The organism is Synechococcus sp. A18-25c, from assembly GCF_014280035.1.
Lineage (GTDB): Bacteria > Cyanobacteriota > Cyanobacteriia > PCC-6307 > Cyanobiaceae > Synechococcus_C.
The window spans coordinates 1-22,303 of the sequence record NZ_CP047957.1; the positions used below are offsets into that span (position 1 = coordinate 1).

A 22,303-nucleotide genomic window follows, 5' to 3' on the forward strand; every position below is an offset into this window, starting at 1 on the left:
GAAGGTTTTCCACGTTTTCCCCAACGCCTATTACGGCTGTATGGATAGTTTTTCTAGAAATCAAAAACAGCCCGTAGACAGGCAAACGAAAAACCAGGCACCAGGCCCATTGCGCTTCGTCCAACCCTGTGAAACCGTGGAAGCCTTGAAGCGCTCCAGCGAACAGCCTCGCCATGAAACTGGTTTGTTCCCAGTCGGAACTCAACGCGGCGCTCCAATTGGTCAGTCGTGCCGTTGCATCGCGCCCGACCCATCCAGTCCTGGCGAATGTGCTCCTAACCGCTGATGCCGGCACTGACAGGCTCAGCCTGACGGGATTTGATCTCAACCTCGGCATCCAGACGTCGTTGACCGCGTCTGTGGAAACCAGCGGTGCTGTCACGCTTCCAGCTCGACTGTTCGTTGAGATTGTCTCCCGCCTATCGAGTGATTCCCCGATCACACTCTCCACGGATGAGTCGGGTGAGCAGGTGGAACTCACCAGCCTCAGCGGCAGCTACCAGATGCGTGGCATGCCGGCCGACGATTTCCCCGATCTGCCTTTGGTCGAAAACGGCACGGCTCTCAAACTGGACCCTGCTGCATTGGTGAAAGCGCTTCGCAGCACCCTGTTTGCCAGTAGTTCTGATGAGGCCAAGCAGCTCTTGACCGGTGTGCATCTGCGTTTCGATCGCACCAGCCTCGAGGCGGCCTCCACTGATGGTCACCGGCTGGCCGTGCTCAGCGTGAATGAGGCTCTTCAGGCTCCGCTGGAAGTGGCCGATCCAGGCGCGTCTGATGATGCTGCTTTGGCCGTCACCCTGCCAGCCCGCTCCTTGCGTGAAGTGGAGCGGCTCATGGCCGGTTGGAAAGGCACCGATGCGGTGAGTCTTTTCTGTGAACGCGGACAGGTTGTGGTGCTGGCGGCCGATCAGATGGTGACCAGCCGAACCTTGGAAGGTACGTATCCCAATTACCGCCAGCTCATCCCCGAGTCGTTCACCCGGACCCTTCAGCTCGATCGCCGCGCGTTTGTGGCGTCGCTGGAACGCATTGCTGTCTTGGCAGATCAGCACAACAACGTGGTGCGCATCAGTAGTGATCCATCCAAAGGTCTTGTGCAGATCACTGCTGATGCTCAAGACGTTGGCAGTGGTTCTGAATCGCTGCCTGCTGACATCGAAGGTGAACCGATGCAGATCGCTTTCAACGTGCGCTACGTGCTGGATGGACTGAAGGCCATGGATGCCGACCGAATCCGCCTGCAGTGCAATGCACCCACGACACCGGCCATCCTCTCGCCTGCGGATGATGGTTCTGGATTGACCTACCTCGTGATGCCTGTTCAGATTCGGACCTGACCTTGGCGCTGCCTGATCCCCTGCTGCTCAGTGATTTGCTGCGCCACCGTGTGCGTTGTGATCAGGGGCTCGACCATGGCGTCGGGGTCATGGCCTGGATGCACCCACCTGTGCATCGATTGCTCGGCTGGGTCAGTCGTCCGTCGGCCCTCCGCAATGCGCGGGCTGTCTGGCGTCTCGATCAGTGTCGCGGCTTGGGTGATCAGCAGGTGTTCGTGAAGGGATCACCTGCTGAAACCGATCAGCTCACCTTGGAGCGGTTGCCGACGCTGCTGGATGCCGATCTTCTCGATGTGGAGGGTCAACGACTGGGCCAGGTGGCGGATTTGGCTTTTGTGCCCTCCACGGGAAAAATTCTCCATTATTTGGTCTCGCGTAGTGATCCTCGATTGCCCGGCAGCAGTCGTTGGCGGTTGACTCCTAATCGCATCATCGATCAGCAACCCGGATTGGTGTCCACAGGCATTCGCAATCTCGATGATCTTCCCCAGGCCCGGGCGAGTGTTCGTCAAGATCTGGTGCGGCGCTCTCGCCATTGGCGAGATCAGCTTCAGCACCTTGGTGATCGTGCTGGTGAACGATTGGAGGGTTGGCTGGAAGAACCACCCTGGGATGACGAGCCAGCACCCGCACAGGTGTCCCGCGACGAAGAGTCTGATCCCATGGGTGATCCAGATCTCCCAGATCCCTTGGAGGATTGGGACGATTCCGATTGGCCCCAACAGCAGGAACGAGTGGGGGATCGCCGAGGGGATCGCGACGAAGATCCCTGGGTCTGAGCTGAGCGGTGTGAAGCCGGCCGTCGGCAACACTGGGAAGAGATGACCTGTTGACTGTGACCCAGTCTTCTTCCGTGGCTGAGGCCTTCGATGTCGCCGCCGCCCTCCGTCAGGAAGGGCTCACGCAGCAGGATTACGCCGAAATTCAGCGACGCTTGGGACGCGATCCCAACCGTGCTGAATTGGGCATGTTCGGTGTGATGTGGTCTGAGCATTGCTGCTACCGCAATTCCAGGCCTCTCCTTAGTGGCTTTCCCACGGAAGGACCTCGCATCCTTGTCGGTCCTGGTGAGAATGCCGGTGTCGTTGATCTCGGTGGCGGCCATCGCCTGGCGTTCAAGATCGAGAGTCACAATCACCCTTCAGCGGTTGAACCCTTCCAGGGGGCTGCAACCGGAGTTGGCGGCATCTTGCGAGACATCTTCACGATGGGCGCTCGGCCGATTGCGCTGTTGAATGCGTTGCGCTTCGGTCCTCTGGAGGATCCCGCCAATGTGGGCTTGATGCAGGGGGTTGTGGCCGGGATCGCCCACTACGGCAATTGCGTCGGTGTTCCCACCGTGGGGGGGGAGGTGGCCTTTGATCCTTCTTACAACGGCAATCCACTGGTCAATGCCATGGCCCTGGGTCTGATGGAGACCGAGGACATCGTCAAATCTGGGGCCTCTGGCGTCGGCAATCCCGTTGTGTACGTCGGCAGCACGACAGGGCGCGATGGCATGGGGGGAGCCAGTTTTGCTAGCGCTGAGCTCAGTTCCGCTTCGCTTGACGATCGACCCGCTGTGCAGGTGGGTGATCCGTTTCTGGAAAAGGGATTGATCGAAGCTTGTTTGGAGGCGTTTCAGAGCGGTGACGTGGTGGCTGCTCAGGACATGGGTGCAGCTGGCCTCACCTGCAGCTGTTCCGAGATGGCGGCCAAAGGTGATGTGGGTGTGGAGCTTGATCTCGACAAGGTGCCGGCGCGCGAGGAGGGGATGACGGCTTACGAGTATTTGCTCTCTGAATCCCAGGAGCGGATGCTGTTCGTGGTCCGTGCTGGCCGCGAGGAGCCTTTGATGGAGCGCTTCCGTCGCTGGGGTCTTCAGGCTGCAGTTGTGGGCCGTGTTCTGGCGGAGCCTGTGGTTCGCGTGCTGCAACACGGTGAGGTGGCGGCAGAGGTGCCATCGCGTGCTCTGGCAGAAGACACGCCGATCAATCATCACGACCTCTTGCAGGAGCCGCCCGCTGACATTCAAGAGCTCTGGCGCTGGTCTGAAGTGGATCTTCCCTGCCCTTCTCAGGGCCATGACTGGGGGCAAGAGTTGCTGCGTCTTTTGGATGATCCCACCATTGCGAGTAAGCGTTGGGTGCATCGTCAGTACGACCAGCAGGTGCTGGCGAACACCGTGGTGTCTTCAGGGGCTGCCGATGCTGCCGTGGTGCGGCTCCGCCCTCAGCAGGGCGAAGGCTCCCTTGAGGCGTCTCAACGCGGTGTGGCGGCGACGGTCGACTGTCCTAACCGCTGGGTCGCTCTCGATCCCGAACGAGGCGCGCAGGCAGCTGTGGCGGAAGCCGCGCGCAATCTCAGTTGCGTTGGTGCCGAACCGCTGGCGGTCACCGACAACCTCAACTTCCCTTCCCCTGAAACACCCAAGGGGTATTGGCAGCTGGCCAAAGCCTGTCGAGGCATTTCCGATGCCTGTCGAGCGTTGAACACCCCCGTTACCGGTGGCAATGTTTCTCTCTACAACGAGACCAAACAGGATGATGGCAGCTTGAAGCCCATTCATCCCACACCTGTGATCGGCATGGTTGGTGGCGTCGATGACATCAGCACCGTGACCGGGCTGGGTTGGCGCAAAGCCGGGGATCCTGTGTATCTCTTGGGTGTACCCACGGCCGATGGTGAGTCCAGCACCCTGGGTTTGGCCGGCAGCGCTTATCAACAGCTGGCTATCGGCCGCCTGGCTGGTCGTCCGCCCGAGACGGATTTCAATTTAGAAGCACGCGTAGGAGGGTTGGTGCGCGACGCCATCGCCCGAGGATTGCTTGCCTCGGCCCATGACTGCAGCGATGGCGGCTTGAGCGTCGCTTTGGCTGAATCCTCGATGGCTTCTGAGTACGGGATCAGCGCTGATCTTGCTGCCGGCGGTGTTCGGATGGACCGGTTGTTGTTCGGCGAAGGCGGTTGCCGCGTCGTGGTGTCTGTGAAGTCGGAATGTGTCCAGGCCTGGGAGTCCTTGGTCGATGCAGTGGAGGAATTACCGATCACGCCGATTGGTGTGGTGATCGATCAACCCAGCTTGATCATCAAGGTCGATCAGACACCCTGCCTGGATCTGACCCTTCAGCAATGCCGTGATGCCCATGCCATGGCGCTCCCTCGTCGCATCGAAGCCGACGCCGAGGTTGCAAAATGATCATCACTCGTTTTGCTAATCTTTTTTGTCCAGTTTCCACCGTTTCAATCACACCCGAGGAGTCAATCATTTCTTTTGGATTGAATTCTTCAGGGGTGTTGAGTCTGCTTCGTTATTTTAGTTAGAGGTTGTCATTATGTGTGGAATTATTGGAATGTTTTGCACTGATTCTGTGAATCAGCAGATCTACGATAACCTTCTATTGCTTCAACACCGTGGTCAGGATTCTGCGGGGATTGTCACGATGGACAATCACACGTTTCATGTTCATAAGCAACGCGGAAGAGTTCGAGAAGCATTCCGAACAAGAGATATGCGCAAGCTTCTCGGCAATGTCGGAATCGGCCATGTTCGTTACGCCACACGAGGGGCAGCAGCAGCAGAAGACGAGGTGCAGCCGTTCTATGTCAATGCTCCCTATGGAATCGCCTTTGTTCACAACGGCAATCTGACCAACACCTCCCAGCTTGAACAGGATTTGTTCAAGGTGGATCGTCGCCACACCAATTCCTCCAGCGACACCGAGATGCTGGTCAATGTGTTAGCGACAGAGATTCAGTCTTGCCTTACAGGTCCTGATGTTTCACCGGATCAGTTGTTTGATGCTGTGGCGTCCCTGCATCAGAGAGTCAAGGGTTCTTATGCATCCATCGCTCTGATTGCAGGCCGCGGCATGCTCGCTTTTCGCGACCCTTATGGAATTCGTCCACTGATCCTGGGGCGACGCATTTCGGATCAGGGTCGTAATGAATGGATCGTTGCCAGTGAATCACTGGTGATTGAAAACAGTGGGTACGATATTGTTCGCGATGTGGAACCCGGTGAAGCGGTCTTCATAGACTTTGATGCCAACTTGCATCATCGCCAGTGCGCACCGTCGTCGCGTTTGGTTCCCTGTGCATTCGAATACGTCTATCTCGCCAGACCAGATTCGGTCATGAATGGAATCTCTGTTTATGAGACTCGATTGCGGATGGGAGATCTTCTGGCCAAGACTATTGCTCAAGAGTTGCCTGCCGGAGAGATCGATGTGGTGATGCCGATTCCTGACTCGGCGCGTCCCTCGGCTATGCAGGTGGCAAAGCAGCTTGGAATTGAATATCGCGAAGGCTTTTATAAAAATCGTTATGTCGGCAGAACCTTTATCATGCCTGGTCAGGCAGAACGTAAAAAATCAGTTCGCCAGAAACTCAATGCTCTGGGAACTGAATTTGCTGGAAAAAATGTTCTGATTGTGGACGATTCAATCGTGCGGGGTACCACGTCAAAGGAAATTGTTCAGATGGCTCGTGATGCAGGAGCAAATCAGGTCACTTTCACCTCCGCAGCGCCGCCAGTTCGTTTCCCGAACGTCTATGGCATCAACATGCCCTCTCGAGCAGAATTGCTGGCACATGGTCGATCAACAGACGAAATAGCGGATGTTCTTTTGGCTGACCATGTTGTTTATCAAAGTGTTGATAATCTCAAGCAGAGTATTGTTCAAGGGACAAGTCTTGAGCAACTTGAAATGTCTTGTTTTGATGGAGAGTATGTGACTGGTGATATTGATGAAAAATATTTGACGTGGTTGGAAGGGAATACCCGTTCCTGATTAATTTACAGCTTAGAATTAAAGAAATAAACGGTTACTCAACTGATGAGTGGCACCAAACGAATCAATTGTTCGTTTGTTTTCAGAGACAGATCGGTCGGTTGATCGGTGTCAGCACTGATGCAGTCGTTCAGGATCCGACCATGACGACTCTGGCTGGTGATCACGCCGACGAGATCACTTGTCGCACACACCGTCACAACAGGATCTATTTTTTTCCCCGTTTTGTTCAGTTGCAGTGCAATGTCCCCAAGGTCTCCCCGCTGGCAGCGTCGCAGCGACGCCAACGGCAGACGTGTGAGCCAACCGTTGCCTGTCCCCACCAGGATTTCACTGCTTGTCGCGTTGCCGATGGGATCTGCAGGTTGGCTCACCGCTCCCACCAGTGTTTCTCCAGGTAATGTGCGCATCGCCATCGGACCCTGCGCCAGTTTCCCCATCACTGGCAGGCATTGCTCTTCCACCGGTAAGCACAGGACCCGACCGATATCGCTGATCAGTGTGACGGTTCCGCCGTCATCGCACATTACGGCAGACAGCAGTGAGACGCCGTCCTTGAGTTTGACGATGGTCGCCGCACGACCCGATAACTCCTGCATATCGTCCAGTGGCAGTCGCTTGAAACGGCCATCGGTGCTCAGCAGGCCGAGGGACAGTCGCTGATTGGCTTCAATATCGTCGGCTGGTGGAAGTTGGAGAAGACTGATCACCTTGTCGCCTTCCAAGGCAGTGGGTAGGAATCGCTCTAGGACACCGGGCTGTTGGCCGGCGAATTCCCAGCGCACCAATGCCACTCGACCTGTTGCAGTGAGTGCCAACAAACGAGGTGCTGGATGGATTGGCAGAATCAGCTGTGCTGGCGAGGGTTCATCACCCAGATCCGCTGCTTCGTTGAGATGCAGACGGCCGAGCAGTTGTGGGCTCACCACCTTCACTTGACCATCGTTCTGAATTAACAGTTTTGATTCCGATGGAAGGGCATCGAGGGCTTGCTGACGCTGCAGTTCTGCATTGGGACGCTGGTTGGCGGCCCGTTCAGCCAGCAGATGATCGCCGCCTTCTACCAGTCGTGTGCGTCGCGGAGTGGCAAAACGTTTTTTGAGTTGGCGCAGTTCCTGGACGAGGGCATCCAGCAGTTGATCGCGGTTGTCCAGCAGCACTTTCAAGCGCTGCTGCTCGGTCCGCAGATCCTCGGCCTCCTGGCGCAGACTTTCCTGTTCCAGGCCTGTGAGACGGCGCAGAGGCATGGACAGAACGGCATCAGCTTGCCGTTCACTGAGATCCAGCTGCACCATCAGGCTCGCCCGAGCGCTGGATGCGTCGCGAGCTTCCTGGATCATCGCGATCACTTTCTGTAGCGATGCCAGTGCTGTCGTTAACCCTTCCACCACTTCCAGTCGGTCTTCTGTCTTGCGCAGGGCGTGACTGGTCCGCCGGATCAACGTCAATTCTCGGTAGTCCAGGAAGGTCTGCAGCATGCGCCGCAAGGACAGTTGCTTCGGCTGTCCGTCCACGAGGGCCAGGAGGATGGCGCCGAAATTGCTCTGCAGTGAGGTGCGTCGCTGTAGATCTTTCAGCACCGTGTCTGGATCGGCGTCACGCCGCAGTTCCACTACGACACGCATGCCCTCACGGTCGCTTTCATCGCGGATGTCTGCGATCCCGCCGATCTTGCCATCGTTGACCTGTTCCGCCAGCTTTTCGATCCAGCCGGCCTTGCTGAGTTGGTAGGGCAGTTCCGTGACGATGACCGCTTTGCGTTTGTGTCGTCCCTTGCCCGGCTGCACCTCTTCGATGTGTGCTACACCCCGCATTGGGATGCTGCCACGTCCCTTCAGATAAGTGTCACGCACGCCACTGCCCAGTAGCACTTCCCCACCCGTGGGGAAGTCGGGTCCGGGGATCAGGCTGAGCAGCTTGTCATCGGTGAGGTCTGGCTTGCGGACTAGGGCGATCAGGCCATCCACAACCTCGCCTAGATTATGGGGAGGAATGCTGGTGGCCATGCCAACGGCGATCCCCGCGCATCCGTTCAGGAGCAAAAACGGAAGCTGAGCCGGCAGGACGGTGGGTTCCTGTTGCGAACCGTCGAAGTTGGGTGCGAAATCAACGGTGTCGTTACCGATTTCATCCAGCAGACCTTCGTTGGCGATCGGCGCCAGTCGCGTTTCTGTGTAGCGCATCGCCGCTGGTGGATCGTCGTCCACGGAGCCAAAGTTGCCGTGACCATCCAGCAGTGGATGCCGACTAGAGAAGGTTTGCACTAGCCGCACCAGGGCGTCGTACACGGCTTGATCACCATGGGGGTGGTATTTGCCAAGCACATCGCCGACGACACGGGCGCATTTGCGGTAAGGCCGATCTGGGGTCAATCCCAGCTCATGCATCGCGTAAAGGATGCGCCGCTGAACCGGTTTGAGCCCATCACGGACATCCGGTAAGGCTCGACCCACGATCACGCTCATCGCGTACTCGAGGTAGGAGCGCTGCATCTCCTGATGCAGGGCGATCGGTTGAACGCGCTCCTCGGCCATCCGCTCTGGAATCAAGAAGGCAGAAGGCGCTCAGCCTACAGATCTTCTTCCTGAATCACTCAGCTGATTTGGGATCGGCATTGGCTTCAGCCCGTTCAACGGCTCCTTTCAACCTGGGTTCTGACAGCAGAACACCTGTGGCTTGGCGCAGTTTTTGACCCCAGAGCTGGTTTTCCTGATGCCCTGGCAGCACGTAATTGGGGTCGTCGGCCAGCGCTTGGCGGGCCAAGTCGATGGATTCCTCATCGCCGCTGGATTGGTTGTTCAATGCCGCAGCCAGGGCAAGCATCGGCTCGGCATTGCGCTTTATTTCCAGCACAGATCTCCAGCGTCGGATCGCTTCCGCTGTGTTCCCCATCTCGAACAACACCAGCGCTTGATTGTTTAGCGCTTCCCAGAAGCTGGGTTTGATTGTCGTGGCTTGTTCAAAGGCTCGGAGGGCTTGAAGCAGCTCTGACTGCATGATTCGGGCGTTGCCGAGATCGAAGTAGGCGCCTGCATTCTTCGGGTCAAGACGCAAGCCCTGATCCAACAACGGCACGGCATCATCCGGGCGTTGATCGCGTAAGGCTAAGGAAGCCTCGGCAAACCAGAGTCCTGCGTTCTGTGGATCCAGCGACTTGGCCTTAGCCAGCGATGCTGCTGCTGCCTTGAGCTGATCGCTGCGAAGTTGCGCTTCCGCCAAAACGGACCAAAGCCGTTCGTCGTTGGGCTGGAGCCGAACGGCCAGTGCTGCCAGACGTGCTGCTTCCTGCGGTTGACCGAGACGCAGCAATTGAGCTGCGGTGCGGCCGATGCCGATGCCTGCATTCTCCAATTCCTCGGAGCTGGGTGTGTACACGTAGGGGACCAAGGCCCGGGCAGGGAATGAACTCAGGGAGCCCATGAAACCGATCAGCAGCGTGATGGCCAGGGTTTGACGCCAAGGCCGCCCCGAACGAGCCAAAACTCCCATGGCTGTTACACAGATCAACCAACACTAGGCGGGGTGTCTGGTTTCGCTGCTGCCGCATTGCGTCGCCACATCCAGGGTTTGATGCGACGCAGTGCAGAACCCCGCAGACGTTCATCCCAATCCTCATCTGTCCATGCCTGGATCGCTTCAGCACGAAGATCCAGCAGCCAGGGTCGTGGTTGCACATCTGGATCATTGCTGGAGGGGATTCCGGTTTGATTAAACGGGCAGACGTCCTGGCAGATGTCGCACCCGGCCACCCATGGCCCCAGGGCTGTCGCCATGGCTTCGGGCAGTTCCGGTTCACGGTTTTCGATGGTGTGAAAAGCAATGCAGCGCCGTGCATCCACCACAAAAGGTTCGGTGATGGCCTCGGTTGGGCATGCATCGATGCAGGCCCGGCAGCGACCACAGCGTGCTGTCGCAGGTTGATCGGCCTCCAGCCGTTCTGTGGTGATCAGATGACCGATCACCATCCATGACCCACGCTCGGCATGGATCAGGTTGCTGTGCTTCCCGATCCATCCCAGACCTGCTTCCTCTGCCCAGGCCTTGTCGAGGAGCGGTTCAGCATCCACGCAGACACGCCAGTGGCAATGCGGACGTTGCGTTTGCAACCAGCGCCCCACTCGGCGCAGCCGTTGGTTCACCACCCGGTGGTAATCACGTCCCCAGGCGTAGCGGGCCACCGCCAGGCGATCTGAGCGTCGTTCGACGGCCACGTGATAGTTCAGCCCGACGGCCAGAAGGCTGTTGGCTCCATTGAGCAAAGTCTGGGCTGATCGACGACGGGGAGCGGCCATCCATCCCATTTCGCCTTGATGACCGGCGTCCAGCCAGCGCTGCAAAGCTTCTGTGCGCATCTGCAATCGTGCACTCCCCGGCAGGCGAGCAATGCCGACCGGGTCAAATCCCTCCTCCCGGGCCCGTTGTTTCAGGGCCCGGCTGAGTGCTTCACGCTCGGATGGAACATCCAAATTCAGACCCTAAAGTTGAGCGTCTTCAGGCATCGTGCCGTGTCCGCTTCCCCAACAGATTCCTCGCTGCGTCTGTCACCTCTGATGCGCTGGTTGGGAATCACGTTGGTGATTTTGCTGGTCTTGCAGATCGGCGTGGTGCTCAGTGCTGCGGATTGGAGCGACAGCATCTATCAGCAGCTGCTGATTGAGCGCTTGGTCAGTCAAACGCCGATGGGGTTTGTCGGACTGTTACTCATGCTGATCAGCTCACGGCTCGACCACCCCCGAACCGCTCGAACGCCGATTCGTTGGGTGGTCTGCGTGGTGTCGGCGGTCTTGGCCCTGGTGATGATCTCCGTGATCCTTTTGGGCCTCGGTGGCAACCAGGAACTGGTGCGTGAAGCGGACCAGACCCTTGACCAACGCCGCGGTCAGCTGGAGATGGCCCGGCAGCAGTCCGCTAATCCCGACAATGTGAAGGTGTTGGGTGAGCAACTCGCGCAGGCCGGTCAGCTCCCTGCTGATGCCACTGAAGAAGAAAAAACCGAGGCTGCGCAGGAGTTCATCGACAAGCAGCTCTCTCAAATGAGTGACCAGATCAAGCAGGCGGAGCGCCAGCGCAATCTGGCCGTGAATCAGCGATTGTTTGGTGGAACCATCAGCGCCGTGGTGTTGGCGGTGGCTTTGGTGTTGCTGGCGTTGGTCGCGGTTCTCTGACCGCTCGTTAGGTTGGTGGAACACGTTGGCTTCCGGCCCCAGGCGTTCCTTGGTTCAGTCCAATCCGAGACCTGACCTGCCGCTCAGCGCCAGGCTTCAGCAGGATCTCAAGAATGATCTGATTGCGGGTCTCCTGGTGGTGATCCCGCTGGCTACCACGATCTGGCTCGCCACGATCGTCAGCAAGTTCGTGCTGGCGTTTCTCACTTCGATTCCCAAGCAGTTCAATCCGTTCATCAACCTGAACCCCTGGCTTCAGGATCTGATCAATTTGGCGCTCGGACTGACGGTCCCATTGATGGGAATTCTTCTCATCGGTCTCATGGCCCGCAACATCGTGGGCCGCTGGTTGCTGGAATTCGGTGAGGGAACACTCCAGCGCATTCCTCTTGCCGGTTCTGTTTACAAGACCCTCAAACAGCTGCTGGAAACCTTTCTGCGCGACAATTCGCGCCGCTTCCGCAGGGTGGTCCTGGTCGAATATCCAAGAGAGGGCCTTTACAGCGTCGGTTTCGTTACAGGTGAAGCGGGTCCTTCGTTGCGGTCTGATCTGGGCGACACCCTGTTAAGTGTGTTCATCCCCACGGCACCCAATCCGACCACAGGCTGGTACACCCTTGTTCCTGAGGGTTCGGTTCGGGAGCTCGATATCTCTGTAGAGGATGCCTTCAGAACGATCATTTCGGCGGGCATCGTCAATCCCGATGAACGCGAGGCACCAGTGAATCGCAGTTTTTCCAGCCTGATCGCCCAGCTGCGCGCCTCTGTGGCACCCTCATCGTCCTGAGTCGTTCGTCCGATACGCCTTAACCCATGCAGACTCGCACTCTCTCCCGTGAGCTCGCCTTGCTGGTGCTAGGCCAATGCGCTGAGCGCGATCACTCCGCTGCTGCCAACCACACCTTGGACGTGCTGTTGCAAAAGGCCCTCGACAGCCTGATGCAGCATTGGCGAGAGGTGCTTGATCACTGTGCTGGGGACCTGGAGAAAGCTCAACAGTCTTTGCTTGACAGCGAACTTCAGGACTCTCCGGATGCCGGTGATGCTGCACCTGTGCGCGCGCACCTGCGCGACTCACTCACCAGTGCGGAGCAAGTTCTGAATGGTCTTTCCGCCAGCCTTGAGCTTCCGCGTCTGCTGGCACTGGCCGATCAGGATCGGGTGCGCGAGGAAGCCATGCGCCGCATTCATTTGGTGCTTGACTCTCGGGACACCATTGATCAGCAGTTGGATGGTGTGATGGAAGGCTGGCGTCTGAGTCGATTGCCGCGCATCGATCGCGACATTCTTCGTCTCGCAGTTGTCGATCTCGGTGCCATGAAGACGCCGGCATCTGTGGCTTGCAGCGAGGCCGTGGAATTGGCCAACCGCTACAGCGATGAGCAAGGTCGTCGCATGATCAATGGAGTTCTGCGTCGGCTGCAGAACGCCACTGTCTAGGCGTTTCCCTGATTTCGCATGGTTTACGACTGGTTCAACCGACGCGCCGAGCCGGCACAGTCCGCTCAGCCGACCCCCAGCCCTGAGGACACGGTTAGCCCGGCTCCAGATGCTGAGTCGGTCGAACCGTCGGTCGAGTCCGCGCCGAGTCGATCAGAAGAAGGCCCTCCAACCGAATCGCTGGCGCCGCTTTCTGAACCTGTTGAATCTGGGCCTGTTTCAGATTCGGAGCTGCCTCAGCCTTCTGTTCAGCCATCAACGGAGCAAGCCAACCCTGACGATGACCCCCTGGAGTGGGCCCGCCAGGCCTATGCGCGACTGAAAGCGCAGAAGGAGCAAGAAAAGGCCCAACAAGAACAAGATGGCTCGGCTCCGGCGGCACCCTCACCGGCTCCGGCTGATGTTGCGGAACCTCAGTCGTCATTACCGCCACAACCACCTTCAGCCGAACAGGCTTCTGCTCAACAGGCTTCTGCTCAACAGCCCAGCGATGACGCCGTTGCACGCGAATCCCCTGTTGTTGAACCGCTTGCAGTGGAACAACCTTCGACGGGACTGTCTCTGCTCGAGCAGGCCGCGGCCCAACGTCAGGAACGTCAGCAGCAGTTGGAGCAAGCTTCTGCAACGGAAGATGCTGAGCCCTCTGCTGCAGATCCGTCCGATGAACCCAGCCTTGGGGAATTCGATGACACCTTCACCTGGTCGGCTGAAGTTTTGGCCGCACAGGGACGGTCTGCGGATCAGGTCACTCTTGAGGAGATCGACTGGCTCGGTCGTCTGCGCCAGGGGCTGGAAAAAACCCGCCAGGGCTTTGTCACCGGTCTTCTCGAAAATCTTGGGGATGATCCACTCACTCCTGAGGTGCTTGATGACCTGGAGTCGCTGCTTCTGCGAGCTGACGCTGGTGTGAAGGCCACGGATCAGGTGTTGGAAGCCCTGCGCCGCCGTATGAATGAACAGGTGGTTGATCCCACCGAGGGCATTCGTTTTCTGAAGGAGCAGTTACGCGATCTGCTCGAAAAGCCCATCAAAGAAAGCGGTGTTGAACTACTAGCTCCGCGACGGGAGCAACTGAACGTCTGGCTGATGGTTGGTGTGAATGGTGTCGGCAAGACCACCACACTCGGCAAGCTCGCCAATCTTGCGGTCCGCAGTGGTTACTCCGCCATGATTGCGGCGGCTGACACGTTCCGTGCTGCAGCGGTTCAGCAGGTCCAGGTCTGGGGTGATCGCAGCGAGGTGCCCGTGGTGGCGAATCCCTCCTCCAATGCTGATCCTGCGGCTGTGGTGTTCGATGCGATCGGTGCGGCCCGTTCCAAGGGAACGGATTTGGTGCTTGTTGACACCGCCGGTCGCTTGCAGACCAAGCACAACCTCATGGAGGAGCTCGAGAAGATTCGACGTGTGGTCGACCGTTTGGCTCCCGATGCCCGTGTGGAGTCCTTGCTGGTGCTGGATGCGAGCCAGGGCCAGAACGGACTTAAACAGGCGATGGCATTTGCCAAGGCGGCGGGACTGACTGGCGTGGTGATCACGAAACTGGACGGAACGGCCCGAGGTGGTGTTGCGCTGGCGGTGGCTTCGGAGGCTGGGCTGCCAATTCGTTTCATCGGAGCCGGTGAGGGCATCCGCGACTTGCGTCCTTTCAACAGCTTTGAGTTTGTCGAAGCGCTGTTAGCCGGCCGCTGAGCACTTCGGTTTTCTCAGCGCGGACTTGCTACCTTGCGGGTTCTGCCCGGGGTTGCCGTGAGCAGCAATCCATCAAGGCGCCATCCAGCTTCCCCGATCCGGCAGTTTTTGCCGTCCACCTCGGCAACCGCTTCGTTGCGTCAGTTGCTCGACAGCCTCTCGAAAGAGCAACGTTCCAATCAGGAACTGCTTGTGTCGCTGGGCTTCGCTCTGCGCAGTTTCACCAACCTCAACCGCTTTCTGGAGCTCGTTCCAGTGGTGGCAGCCCGTCTGGTGGGTGTGGAGGGGGCACTGCTCGTGCCTTTTCATGCCGATGGACGCCTGTGGAACGAACAACTGCAGATTCTGACGACCGCTCGTTCGGAACCCGTGCTTCAGGCTCTGAACAAGCACGAACCCGGACGATCATCTGGCTTTGGTTCTGATGATGCCCTGGTGCTGGGCATGGATCGCCTGGTGCAGCGTCAGCTCGGATCGGCCGGTGTGTTTGCCACGTCACTGGTGGCCCGCGGTCGTCAGCGCGGACGTCTTTATGTGTTCAATCCCTCCGGATCACTGATCTGGACGGATGTGCATCGTCGCCATGTGCAGCTCGTGGCGGATCTCGCCGGTGTGGCGATTGAGAACGACCTGATGCTTCAGGAAGCACGCCTGCATGAGCGTGTCGATCGGCAGCTGAGCATTGGTGCAGAAATCCAGGCTCAGCTGCTGCCGGATCACTGTCCGGTGATCGAGGGCGTGGAATTGGCGGCCCGCTGCCGACCTGCTTTTCAGGTGGGTGGTGACTACTACGACTTCATTCCCACACGGCCAGAGTTGATCGGTCGCCGTCGAGAGCGCGGTCGTTGGGCTTTGGTGATGGGCGATGTGATGGGGAAAGGAGTCCCCGCTGGTCTGTTAATGACCATGCTGCGCGGAATGTTGCGCGCTGAGGTGCTCAGTGGCTTGCCACCGGATCGGATTTTGCATGACCTTAATCAGCTGGCCCTCGAGGATCTGTCTCAGTCCCACCGGTTCGTGACGCTGTTTTATTCAGATTTCGATCCGCGCTCGCGTCGACTGCGTTTTGCCAATGCTGCCCACAACCCACCCCTGATTTGGAGGTCTCAACAACGCTCCGTAAGCCGACTCGATGCACCGGGTCTGCTGATTGGTCTTCAGCCGGATGCGGAGTATGGCGTTGGTTCCACGGTGCTGGAACCCGGCGACGTCCTGCTTTATTACACCGATGGGGTCACTGAGGCTCCCGGCATCACTGGTGATCGTTTCGATGAGGACCGTCTGATCCGCTGCTTGGAGTCGGCCTGCCGCTCTGGAACGGGGTCGCAGGGCATTCTTGATCAGTTGTTTAGTCGCTTGGACCGTTTTGTTGGCCCAGATCGTCAGTTAGAAGATGACGCTTCGATGGTTGTTCTCAAGGTGCGTGAGGAGGTGATGCTGCCGTCTGTTCCTAGGACTTCGGCCTGACAAGCTGAGTAGATCTGTGATGAGGACCGGAGATGGCGGGTGGAGTGACGGGCGGAGGCTCCGCCACCTGGAGTGATCGTTTCGAACAAGGTCTGCATCCGGCGATCGAGCGATTCAATGCCTCGATCGGTTTCGATATCACCCTGCTTCAAGAGGACCTCGACGGATCGATCGCCCATGCCCGCATGCTGGCCAATTGCGGTGTGATTGCCTCTGATGAGGCAGAGCTGCTTTGCACTGGTCTGGAGCAGATCCGTGCTGAGGCAGAAGCCGGACGTTTCCAGCCAGGGCTTGAAGACGAAGACGTTCACTTTGCAGTGGAGCGCAAGCTGATCGCTCTACTGGGTCCAGTGGGCAAGAAATTGCACACGGGTCGCAGCCGCAACGATCAGGTCGGCACCGATCTGCGCCTGTGGCTGCGCCGTCGGCTTGATGAACTGGATCCGCAGATTCAAGGCTTTCAGACCGCCTTGCTGAAGCAGGCCAGCGACCACCGCTCCACTTTGATTCCTGGTTATACCCATTTGCAACGGGCTCAGCCGGTCTGTCTGGCGCATCACCTCCTTGCCTATGTGGAGATGCTCGAGCGTGATCGCCAGCGGCTTCAGGACGTCCGCAAACGCGTGAATTGGTCTCCCCTTGGAGCGGCGGCTTTGGCCGGAACGCCGGTGCCAATCGATCGGCGAAGCACCGCTCAGGCACTTGGATTTGATGGGATTTACGCCAACAGTCTCGATGCGGTGAGTGATCGCGACTTCACGGTTGAGTTTTCTGCAGCTGCATCACTGCTGATGGTGCATCTCAGTCGTCTGGCCGAAGAGGTGATCTTCTGGGCTTCAGAGGAGTGCGGGTTTGTGTGGTTGACGGACCGGTGTGCCACGGGCAGCAGCTTGATGCCTCAGAAGAAAAATCCGGATGTGCCTGAGCTGGTGCGCGGCAAATGCGGCCGCGTGTTCGGGCATCTGCAGGGGTTGCTCACGATGATCAAGGGTCTGCCTCTGGCCTACAACAAGGATTTTCAGGAAGACAAGGAAGCCCTGTTTGATGTGGTCTCCACGACCAAGCAGTGTTTGGAGGCGATGACGATCCTCATTGAGGAAGGTTTGAGCTTTCGTCCGGATCGGCTTGAGGCTGCGGTGGGCTCTGATTTCTCCAATGCCACGGATGTGGCCGACTACCTGGTCGCGCGTCAGGTGCCGTTCCGGGAGGCCTATCAGATCGTCGGTGCTGTGGTGAAGCAATGTTTGAGTGAAGGCTTGCTCCTGCGTGACTTGAGCCTCGAGCGATGGCAGCAGTTCCACCCTGCGATCGAGGTCGATCTCTATGAGGCGCTTGCCCCACGTCAGGTGGTGGCTGCACGCACCAGTGAAGGCGGAACAGGCTTCAAGCGGGTGGAGGAACAGTTGGCTCTGTGGAGCGAACGTCTCGGCTTTACCGCGCAGTGATCATTTTGTGATAACGGGACTACGCTGAAACTGCCAGAGGACCAATGCTCCCTCACCGGACCTTGAACCAATGGCTTGTCTGATCCCTTGGGTCCCTTTCTCGTCAGGTCCAGCAGTCAAGTGAGCATTTTTGTCGGCAATCTGCCCTTCCGCGCTGAGCAGGAGGACGTCATCGAACTGTTCGCCGCTCACGGAGAGGTCACAAACTGTGCCCTTCCTTTGGAGCGCGACACCGGCCGTAAGCGCGGCTTCGCTTTTGTGGAAATGGTCGATGAAGCGGCGGAGGCCGCGGCAATCGACGCCCTTCAAGGTGTTGAGCTGATGGGCCGACCCTTGCGCATCAACAAGGCTGAGCCGCGTGGCAGCGCACCGCGTCGAGGTGGCGGTGGCTATGGAGGCGGCGGTGGTGGTGGTTATCGCGGCGGCGGCGGCGGTGGCGGCGGCTACGGCGGTGGCGGTGGCTATGGAGGCGGCGGTGGTGACCGTCGCTCAGGAGCCCGTGGTTGGGAGGACCGCAGCTACGGCGGCGGTTCCAGCGGTGGTGGCTACGGCGGTGGCGGAGATCAGTCCAGCTCCCCCTATGGCGGCGGCGAGGGTTATAGCGCTGCAGATGATGGCCGCAGCCGTCGTCGTCGTGGTGGTGCCTCCCAGCCTGATAGCGGTGGTTCCTCTTACAGTGGCGGTGACTACGGCGGTTACGGCGGCGCTGAAGGCTGAGTTCGCCAGAGCTCAGCTTTAGAGCCCGGCATCGATCAGCTGCTGGGTGGCTTGTTCCAGCACATAGAGATTGGCACCCGGGCGCTGAGCTTTCTGGCCCAGGTCCCTGCGCCAGTAACGCGCACCCGGTACCCCTTCCACCAGTTGCACCAGATGGCGGCAGAGGTCCCAGAGACGACCGCCGCGTTCCAGGTGACGTTCGGCGTGGGGCATCAGCCCCATCAGCACCTGCGACGCCTTCATGGGTCGGGGCGCATCGCCGAAAATCAGGGCATCCATGCTCGCCCAACGCAGGGGATGGGCATAGGCCGCCCGGCCCACCATCGCGCCATCACAGTGGTCAAGAGCGTTCAGACACTCTTCGGGGGTGTCGAGACCGCCATTCAGTTCGATCAACAGCTGGGGTCGGCGTTGTTTGAGCGCGATGACCCGATCGTGCTGAAGCGGAGGGATGGTGCGGTTCTGTTTGGGATCCAGTCCTTCCAGCCAGGCTTTTCTGGCGTGCACACTGAACCGTGTTGCTCCAGCTGCTGCCACTTGATCCACAAAGGCGGTTAATAGGCTGTCGCTGTCGAGATCATCGATCCCCACCCGATGTTTCACCGTGACCGGAAGGTTGCTGGCGCTCACCATCGCTTCCACGCAGCGGGCCACGCGATCCGGTTCGGCCATTAGGCAAGCGCCGAAGTTGCCGGCCTGCACCCGCGGGCTCGGGCAACCCACATTGAGGTTGATTTCGTCGTAGCCCCAGTCCGCAGCCATGCGGGTGGCTTCTGCCAGCAGGGCCGGATCGTCACCGCCCACTTGCAGTGCGATCGGGTGTTCCTCCGCATCGAAACCCAGCAGTCGCTCGCGGCGGTTGCTGTGATGCAGGGCCTGGGCCACCACCATCTCGCTGTAAAGCAAGGCTCTGCGGCTGATTTGCCGCATGATCTGGCGGAAATGGCGGTCTGTGCAATCCAGCATCGGCGCGATGCTGAAACGCCAGGGAGGTTCCCGATTAACTCTGGTGAGGGGATCCATCCCTCCATGCTGCCTGGCCCTTGGATCTGATTTGTTTAGAACGGTTCCACGAACGAAATGCTTCAGCTCATGACACCCACCTTTGATCACTGGCTGCTGAGCAGACGATCGCTGTTGATGGCATCAGCGGCAGGGGTGTTTGGAGTGTTCCGCGCACCCGAGCAGGTGCTGGCAGCGTCGAAGGCCTCCGATTCAGCCTGGGATCTCTCGGATGCGCAATGGAAACAACGTCTGTCTCCGGAGTCGTATTCCGTGCTTCGCCGGGAAGGTACAGAGCCACCTTTCACGAGCCCCCTCAACAACGAGAAGCGCAATGGCACCTATCACTGTGCCGGTTGTGATCAGCCCTTGTTTTCATCCAAGGCGAAATTCGACAGTGGCACCGGTTGGCCCAGCTTCTTTGAACCGTTGCCCGGGGCGATCGCTACGAAAGTAGATTTCAAACTGATTATTCCGCGCACGGAATACCACTGCAGCCGCTGCGGCGGTCACCAGGGTCATGTGTTCAATGACGGCCCAAGGCCCACAGGCAAGCGCTACTGCAACAACGGCGTCGCTCTGCGTTTCCAGCCCGTTTGATCTGATCGTCGTTGGGGGTGGTCCTGCCGGTTACATGGCAGCGATCACCGCCGCAGAGCAGGGGCTGTCTCGGGTGTTGATTCTGGAAGGAACGCCTGAGCCGCTTCAGAAGGTGCGCATCAGTGGTGGTGGCCGCTGCAACGTCACGCATGCCTGCTGGGATCCACGTGAGCTGGCCACCCATTACCCGCGTGGCAGCCGGCCGCTCCGCGGTCCCTTCAGTCGCTTCGCCTGCGGTGATGCGATCACCTGGTTTGATGAGCGGGGTCTCACCCTTGTGGAAGAGCCCGACGGCCGGATGTTTCCGCAGCACAATCGTTCTGAGGCGGTGATTCAGTGCCTTCAGAATGCTGCCAGGGCGGCTGGCGTGCAGCTGCGTACGCGGGCCATGGTCCAGCAGGTGCAGTCCCAACTGGATGGGGGATTCGAGTTGGTGGGCCGCGGCCTGGAGAGCCCCTTGCGGGCGCGCCAGTTGATGCTGGCCACCGGCGGCCATCCCAGCGGTCGCAGGATCGCTGAGGCCCTGGGTCATCGGGTGGTTCCTCCAGTGCCGTCACTGTTCAGCCTGTCGCTGCAGGCGAAGCCACTGGTGGCATGCAGCGGCATCGCTATGGATGACGTGAGTCTCGATCTCAAACTCGGCCATCAGCGTTTCCGCCAGACCGGGAGGGTGCTGATTACCCATCGAGGATTGAGTGGCCCGGCCACGTTGCGGCTGTCTGCTTTTGCAGCGCGGGCGCTGCATGCAAGCCATTACCAAGGTGAGCTCAAAGTGGATTGGAGCGCAGGTCTGGGCCGTCAAGGAGTTGAGCAGCGGTTGCAGCAGTGGCGTCAGGAACAGGCCAGGCGCACCCTCGCGGCCGCCAAGCCCATGGAGCATCTGCCGCGTCGGTTGTGGCAGGCGTTTCTGCTGATGGCCGGCGTGGAGGGAGATCGGCGCTGGGCGGATCTGCCTCTGAAGGCGGAGCGTCAATTGCTAGAGATCCTTTGCGCCCAGTGTCTGTCCATTCGAGGCAGGGGGCCGTTTGGAGAGGAGTTCGTCACCGCGGGTGGCGTGGACCTGGGTGAGGTGAACCTGGCCACCATGGAAAGCCGGCGTTGCCCTGGTCTTTTTCTGGCCGGTGAACTCCTGGATGTCGATGGTGTGACTGGCGGATTCAATTTCCAGGCCTGCTGGAGCGGCGGCTGGCTGGCAGGTCAGGCCATAGCGGCGACTTTGCAGTGACGATCAACTTTCACTGGATCTGATCAAACACGGTGAACATCGGCAGATACATCGCCAGAAGGATGGAGCCCACGATGCCGCCCACCACGACGATCATCGCTGGCTCGAGCATGGAGGTAAGCGCTTTCACCGTTGCGGAGACTTCGTCCTCGTAGAAGTCGGCCACCTTGCTGAGCATCTGGTCCATCTCGCCGGTTTCCTCGCCGATCGAGAGCATGCTCAAGGCCATATCGGGCAGCACTTTCTGTCGCGTCAGTGCCGTGCTCAGCAGCACCCCCTCCTGCACCAGGCTGCGGGAGTCGAGAATGGCGTCGGAAATGATTGAGTTTCCGGCGGTTTCACTGGAGATCTCCAGTGACATCAAGATCGGCACACCTGCGCGGGTTAGTGAGCTGAAGATCCGACAGAACTGGGCTGTCGCCGTTTTCATGATCAGGTCCCCGAACAGGGGGAGCTTCAGCATGAATCGGTCCACAACCCTGCGACCCTTATGGGTGGCGTAATAGCGGCTGAACATCCACACCATCACCAGCAGGGCTCCGGCAAACACCAGCGCTACCGAGGAGCGCAGCAGCTCGCTCAGGTCCACCATCAGCTGGGTGAACAGGGGTAGTTCGGCGCCCAGATCTTCGAAGATGCCTGCGAAGGTGGGAATCAAAAAGATCGTCATCCCCAGGAACACCAGGATGGCGATCACCAGCACCGCCACGGGATAGCCCAGAGCGCCTTTGATCTGGTTCTGCAGACGGGCGTTGTCTTCTAGCAACTTGGCCAGTCGCTTGAGCGATTCGTCGAGCACACCACCGGCTTCCCCTGCTTCCACCATGGCCACCGTGAGCTGGTCGAACACCTTGGGCCACTGCCGCATGGCTGCGCCCATGGCAGTGCCTTGGTTCACCTCAAGCCCCACGGCCGTTAGCGCCTTCTTGAACATCGGCAGCTTCTGCTGCGTGGCCATCAGATCCAGGCTGCGCACGATCGGCACGCCCGCATCCACCAGCGCGGCCAGCTTGCTGGCCCACACGGCTTTGTCCTTTACTCCTGGCGGCTTCTGGAGCGCTTCCTCCAGTGATTGCAGCAGATTGCTCTTGGTCTGACGCTCCTTCCTTTTGTCGTCGGGGTCAACGCCGTTGTTGTCGGTGACGAGTTGGATCTCCTGAAGTCGCAGACCGCTCTTGCGCAATTGCTTGCGCGCGTCGTCCGCAGAGGAGGCGTTCAAGGTGACGGTGCGCGACCTGCCACGGCTCGTCAGACAGCGGGCTTCAAATCGTCGGGTGCGTTGCCCTGGTGCGTCGGCTTGTTGGTGGCAGGATTCGACCTGAATCGGTTTGAACCCTCGCTTCCGCAGCTGCTGACGGACGCTGGCGCTGTCATTAGCTTTCAGCGTGATGCTGAGGCGTTCGCCCTTTCGGTTCAGGTAAGTCGCCCGAAACTGACCCAT

18 protein-coding genes are annotated in these 22,303 nt (G+C 59.1%); 13 read left to right on the forward strand and 5 right to left on the reverse strand.

The window, feature by feature from the left end:
* The first annotated feature begins 173 nt into the window (after positions 1-173).
* The 4 genes from dnaN (at position 174) to purF (ending at position 6,112) form a co-directional block, all read left to right on the forward strand.
* Positions 174-1,340, forward strand: a complete 1,167-nt coding sequence (dnaN, locus tag SynA1825c_RS00005) for a DNA polymerase III subunit beta (protein WP_186469747.1) — start codon at positions 174-176, stop codon at positions 1,338-1,340.
* 2 nt (positions 1,341-1,342) lie between these two features.
* The gene (locus tag SynA1825c_RS00010) at positions 1,343-2,119 is read left to right on the forward strand and encodes an RNA methyltransferase (RefSeq protein WP_186469748.1); all 777 of its coding nucleotides are present in this window, start codon (positions 1,343-1,345) and stop codon (positions 2,117-2,119) included.
* A 56-nt stretch (positions 2,120-2,175) separates the two neighbouring features.
* A complete protein-coding gene (gene purL / locus SynA1825c_RS00015) occupies positions 2,176-4,518 on the forward strand; it encodes a phosphoribosylformylglycinamidine synthase subunit PurL (RefSeq protein ID WP_186469749.1) in 2,343 nt (780 codons plus the stop codon).
* A 136-nt stretch (positions 4,519-4,654) separates the two neighbouring features.
* Positions 4,655-6,112, forward strand: a complete 1,458-nt coding sequence (purF, locus tag SynA1825c_RS00020) for an amidophosphoribosyltransferase (RefSeq protein WP_186469750.1) — start codon at positions 4,655-4,657, stop codon at positions 6,110-6,112.
* Positions 6,113-6,150: 38 nt separating this feature from the next.
* Here the strand turns inward: purF and SynA1825c_RS00025 are convergent, their stop codons facing one another.
* From SynA1825c_RS00025 to queG, 3 genes are all read right to left on the reverse strand, one after another.
* Entirely contained in the window at positions 6,151-8,646 is a 2,496-nt protein-coding gene (locus SynA1825c_RS00025; RefSeq protein WP_186469751.1) for a DNA topoisomerase (ATP-hydrolyzing) subunit A, read from the reverse strand.
* Between the two features lie 55 nt (positions 8,647-8,701).
* Positions 8,702-9,532 (reverse strand): tetratricopeptide repeat protein, encoded by an 831-nt coding sequence (locus SynA1825c_RS00030; protein WP_370593810.1) that lies wholly within the window; start codon positions 9,530-9,532, stop codon positions 8,702-8,704.
* 83 nt (positions 9,533-9,615) lie between these two features.
* Positions 9,616-10,578: a tRNA epoxyqueuosine(34) reductase QueG gene (queG, locus tag SynA1825c_RS00035; protein WP_186469753.1), complete on the reverse strand. Its 963-nt coding sequence runs from the start codon at positions 10,576-10,578 to the stop codon at positions 9,616-9,618.
* A 39-nt stretch (positions 10,579-10,617) separates the two neighbouring features.
* On the opposite strand from queG, the gene SynA1825c_RS00040 reads away from it, so the two are divergent.
* From SynA1825c_RS00040 to SynA1825c_RS00070, 7 genes are all read left to right on the forward strand, one after another.
* Positions 10,618-11,277 carry an HpsJ family protein gene (locus SynA1825c_RS00040; protein WP_186469754.1) on the forward strand — a complete coding sequence of 220 codons (660 nt, stop codon included), beginning with the start codon at positions 10,618-10,620 and terminating at the stop codon, positions 11,275-11,277.
* Positions 11,278-11,326: 49 nt separating this feature from the next.
* Entirely contained in the window at positions 11,327-12,064 is a 738-nt protein-coding gene (locus SynA1825c_RS00045) for a DUF502 domain-containing protein (RefSeq protein ID WP_186469755.1), read from the forward strand.
* A 26-nt stretch (positions 12,065-12,090) separates the two neighbouring features.
* The gene (gene nusB / locus SynA1825c_RS00050) at positions 12,091-12,717 is read left to right on the forward strand and encodes a transcription antitermination factor NusB (RefSeq protein WP_186469756.1); all 627 of its coding nucleotides are present in this window, start codon (positions 12,091-12,093) and stop codon (positions 12,715-12,717) included.
* Between the two features lie 18 nt (positions 12,718-12,735).
* A complete protein-coding gene (gene ftsY, locus SynA1825c_RS00055) occupies positions 12,736-14,406 on the forward strand; it encodes a signal recognition particle-docking protein FtsY (RefSeq protein WP_186469757.1) in 1,671 nt (556 codons plus the stop codon).
* A gap of 57 nt (positions 14,407-14,463) precedes the next feature.
* Complete coding sequence (locus tag SynA1825c_RS00060) at positions 14,464-15,873, forward strand: PP2C family protein-serine/threonine phosphatase (RefSeq protein ID WP_186470901.1); 1,410 nt, start codon at positions 14,464-14,466, stop codon at positions 15,871-15,873.
* Positions 15,874-15,905: 32 nt separating this feature from the next.
* Complete coding sequence (argH, locus tag SynA1825c_RS00065; RefSeq protein ID WP_186469758.1) at positions 15,906-17,318, forward strand: argininosuccinate lyase; 1,413 nt, start codon at positions 15,906-15,908, stop codon at positions 17,316-17,318.
* A gap of 120 nt (positions 17,319-17,438) precedes the next feature.
* Positions 17,439-18,035 (forward strand): RNA-binding protein, encoded by a 597-nt coding sequence (locus tag SynA1825c_RS00070; protein ID WP_186470902.1) that lies wholly within the window; start codon positions 17,439-17,441, stop codon positions 18,033-18,035.
* A gap of 18 nt (positions 18,036-18,053) precedes the next feature.
* Here the strand turns inward: SynA1825c_RS00070 and dusA are convergent, their stop codons facing one another.
* On the reverse strand, positions 18,054-19,058 hold the full coding sequence (gene dusA / locus SynA1825c_RS00075; RefSeq protein WP_186469759.1) for a tRNA dihydrouridine(20/20a) synthase DusA: 1,005 nt from the start codon (positions 19,056-19,058) through the stop codon (positions 18,054-18,056).
* A 69-nt stretch (positions 19,059-19,127) separates the two neighbouring features.
* Here dusA and msrB point away from each other — a divergent pair, with 69 nt between their 5' ends.
* Positions 19,128-19,637: a peptide-methionine (R)-S-oxide reductase MsrB gene (gene msrB / locus SynA1825c_RS00080; protein ID WP_186469760.1), complete on the forward strand. Its 510-nt coding sequence runs from the start codon at positions 19,128-19,130 to the stop codon at positions 19,635-19,637.
* A 34-nt stretch (positions 19,638-19,671) separates the two neighbouring features.
* A complete protein-coding gene (locus tag SynA1825c_RS00085; RefSeq protein ID WP_370593760.1) occupies positions 19,672-20,862 on the forward strand; it encodes an NAD(P)/FAD-dependent oxidoreductase in 1,191 nt (396 codons plus the stop codon).
* Between the two features lie 10 nt (positions 20,863-20,872).
* Here SynA1825c_RS00085 and SynA1825c_RS00090 read toward each other — a convergent pair whose 3' ends face one another.
* On the reverse strand, positions 20,873-22,303 hold the full coding sequence (locus SynA1825c_RS00090; protein ID WP_255478407.1) for a type II secretion system F family protein: 1,431 nt from the start codon (positions 22,301-22,303) through the stop codon (positions 20,873-20,875).

Bases quoted from the DNA above. Each gene is read 5' to 3' on its own strand.
- SynA1825c_RS00085 (WP_370593760.1), top strand. From the start codon at position 19,672: ATGGCAGCGATCACCGCCGCAGAGCAGGGGCTGTCTCGGGTGTTGATT.
- SynA1825c_RS00090 (WP_255478407.1), bottom strand. From the start codon at position 22,303: ATGGGTCAGTTTCGGGCGACTTACCTGAACCGAAAGGGCGAACGCCTC.
- purF (WP_186469750.1), top strand. From the start codon at position 4,655: ATGTGTGGAATTATTGGAATGTTTTGCACTGATTCTGTGAATCAGCAG.
- SynA1825c_RS00030 (WP_370593810.1), bottom strand. From the start codon at position 9,532: ATGGGCTCCCTGAGTTCATTCCCTGCCCGGGCCTTGGTCCCCTACGTG.
- msrB (WP_186469760.1), top strand. From the start codon at position 19,128: ATGACACCCACCTTTGATCACTGGCTGCTGAGCAGACGATCGCTGTTG.
- nusB (WP_186469756.1), top strand. From the start codon at position 12,091: ATGCAGACTCGCACTCTCTCCCGTGAGCTCGCCTTGCTGGTGCTAGGC.
- ftsY (WP_186469757.1), top strand. From the start codon at position 12,736: ATGGTTTACGACTGGTTCAACCGACGCGCCGAGCCGGCACAGTCCGCT.
- dnaN (WP_186469747.1), top strand. From the start codon at position 174: ATGAAACTGGTTTGTTCCCAGTCGGAACTCAACGCGGCGCTCCAATTG.
- SynA1825c_RS00025 (WP_186469751.1), bottom strand. From the start codon at position 8,646: ATGGCCGAGGAGCGCGTTCAACCGATCGCCCTGCATCAGGAGATGCAG.
- dusA (WP_186469759.1), bottom strand. From the start codon at position 19,058: ATGGATCCCCTCACCAGAGTTAATCGGGAACCTCCCTGGCGTTTCAGC.
- argH (WP_186469758.1), top strand. From the start codon at position 15,906: ATGGCGGGTGGAGTGACGGGCGGAGGCTCCGCCACCTGGAGTGATCGT.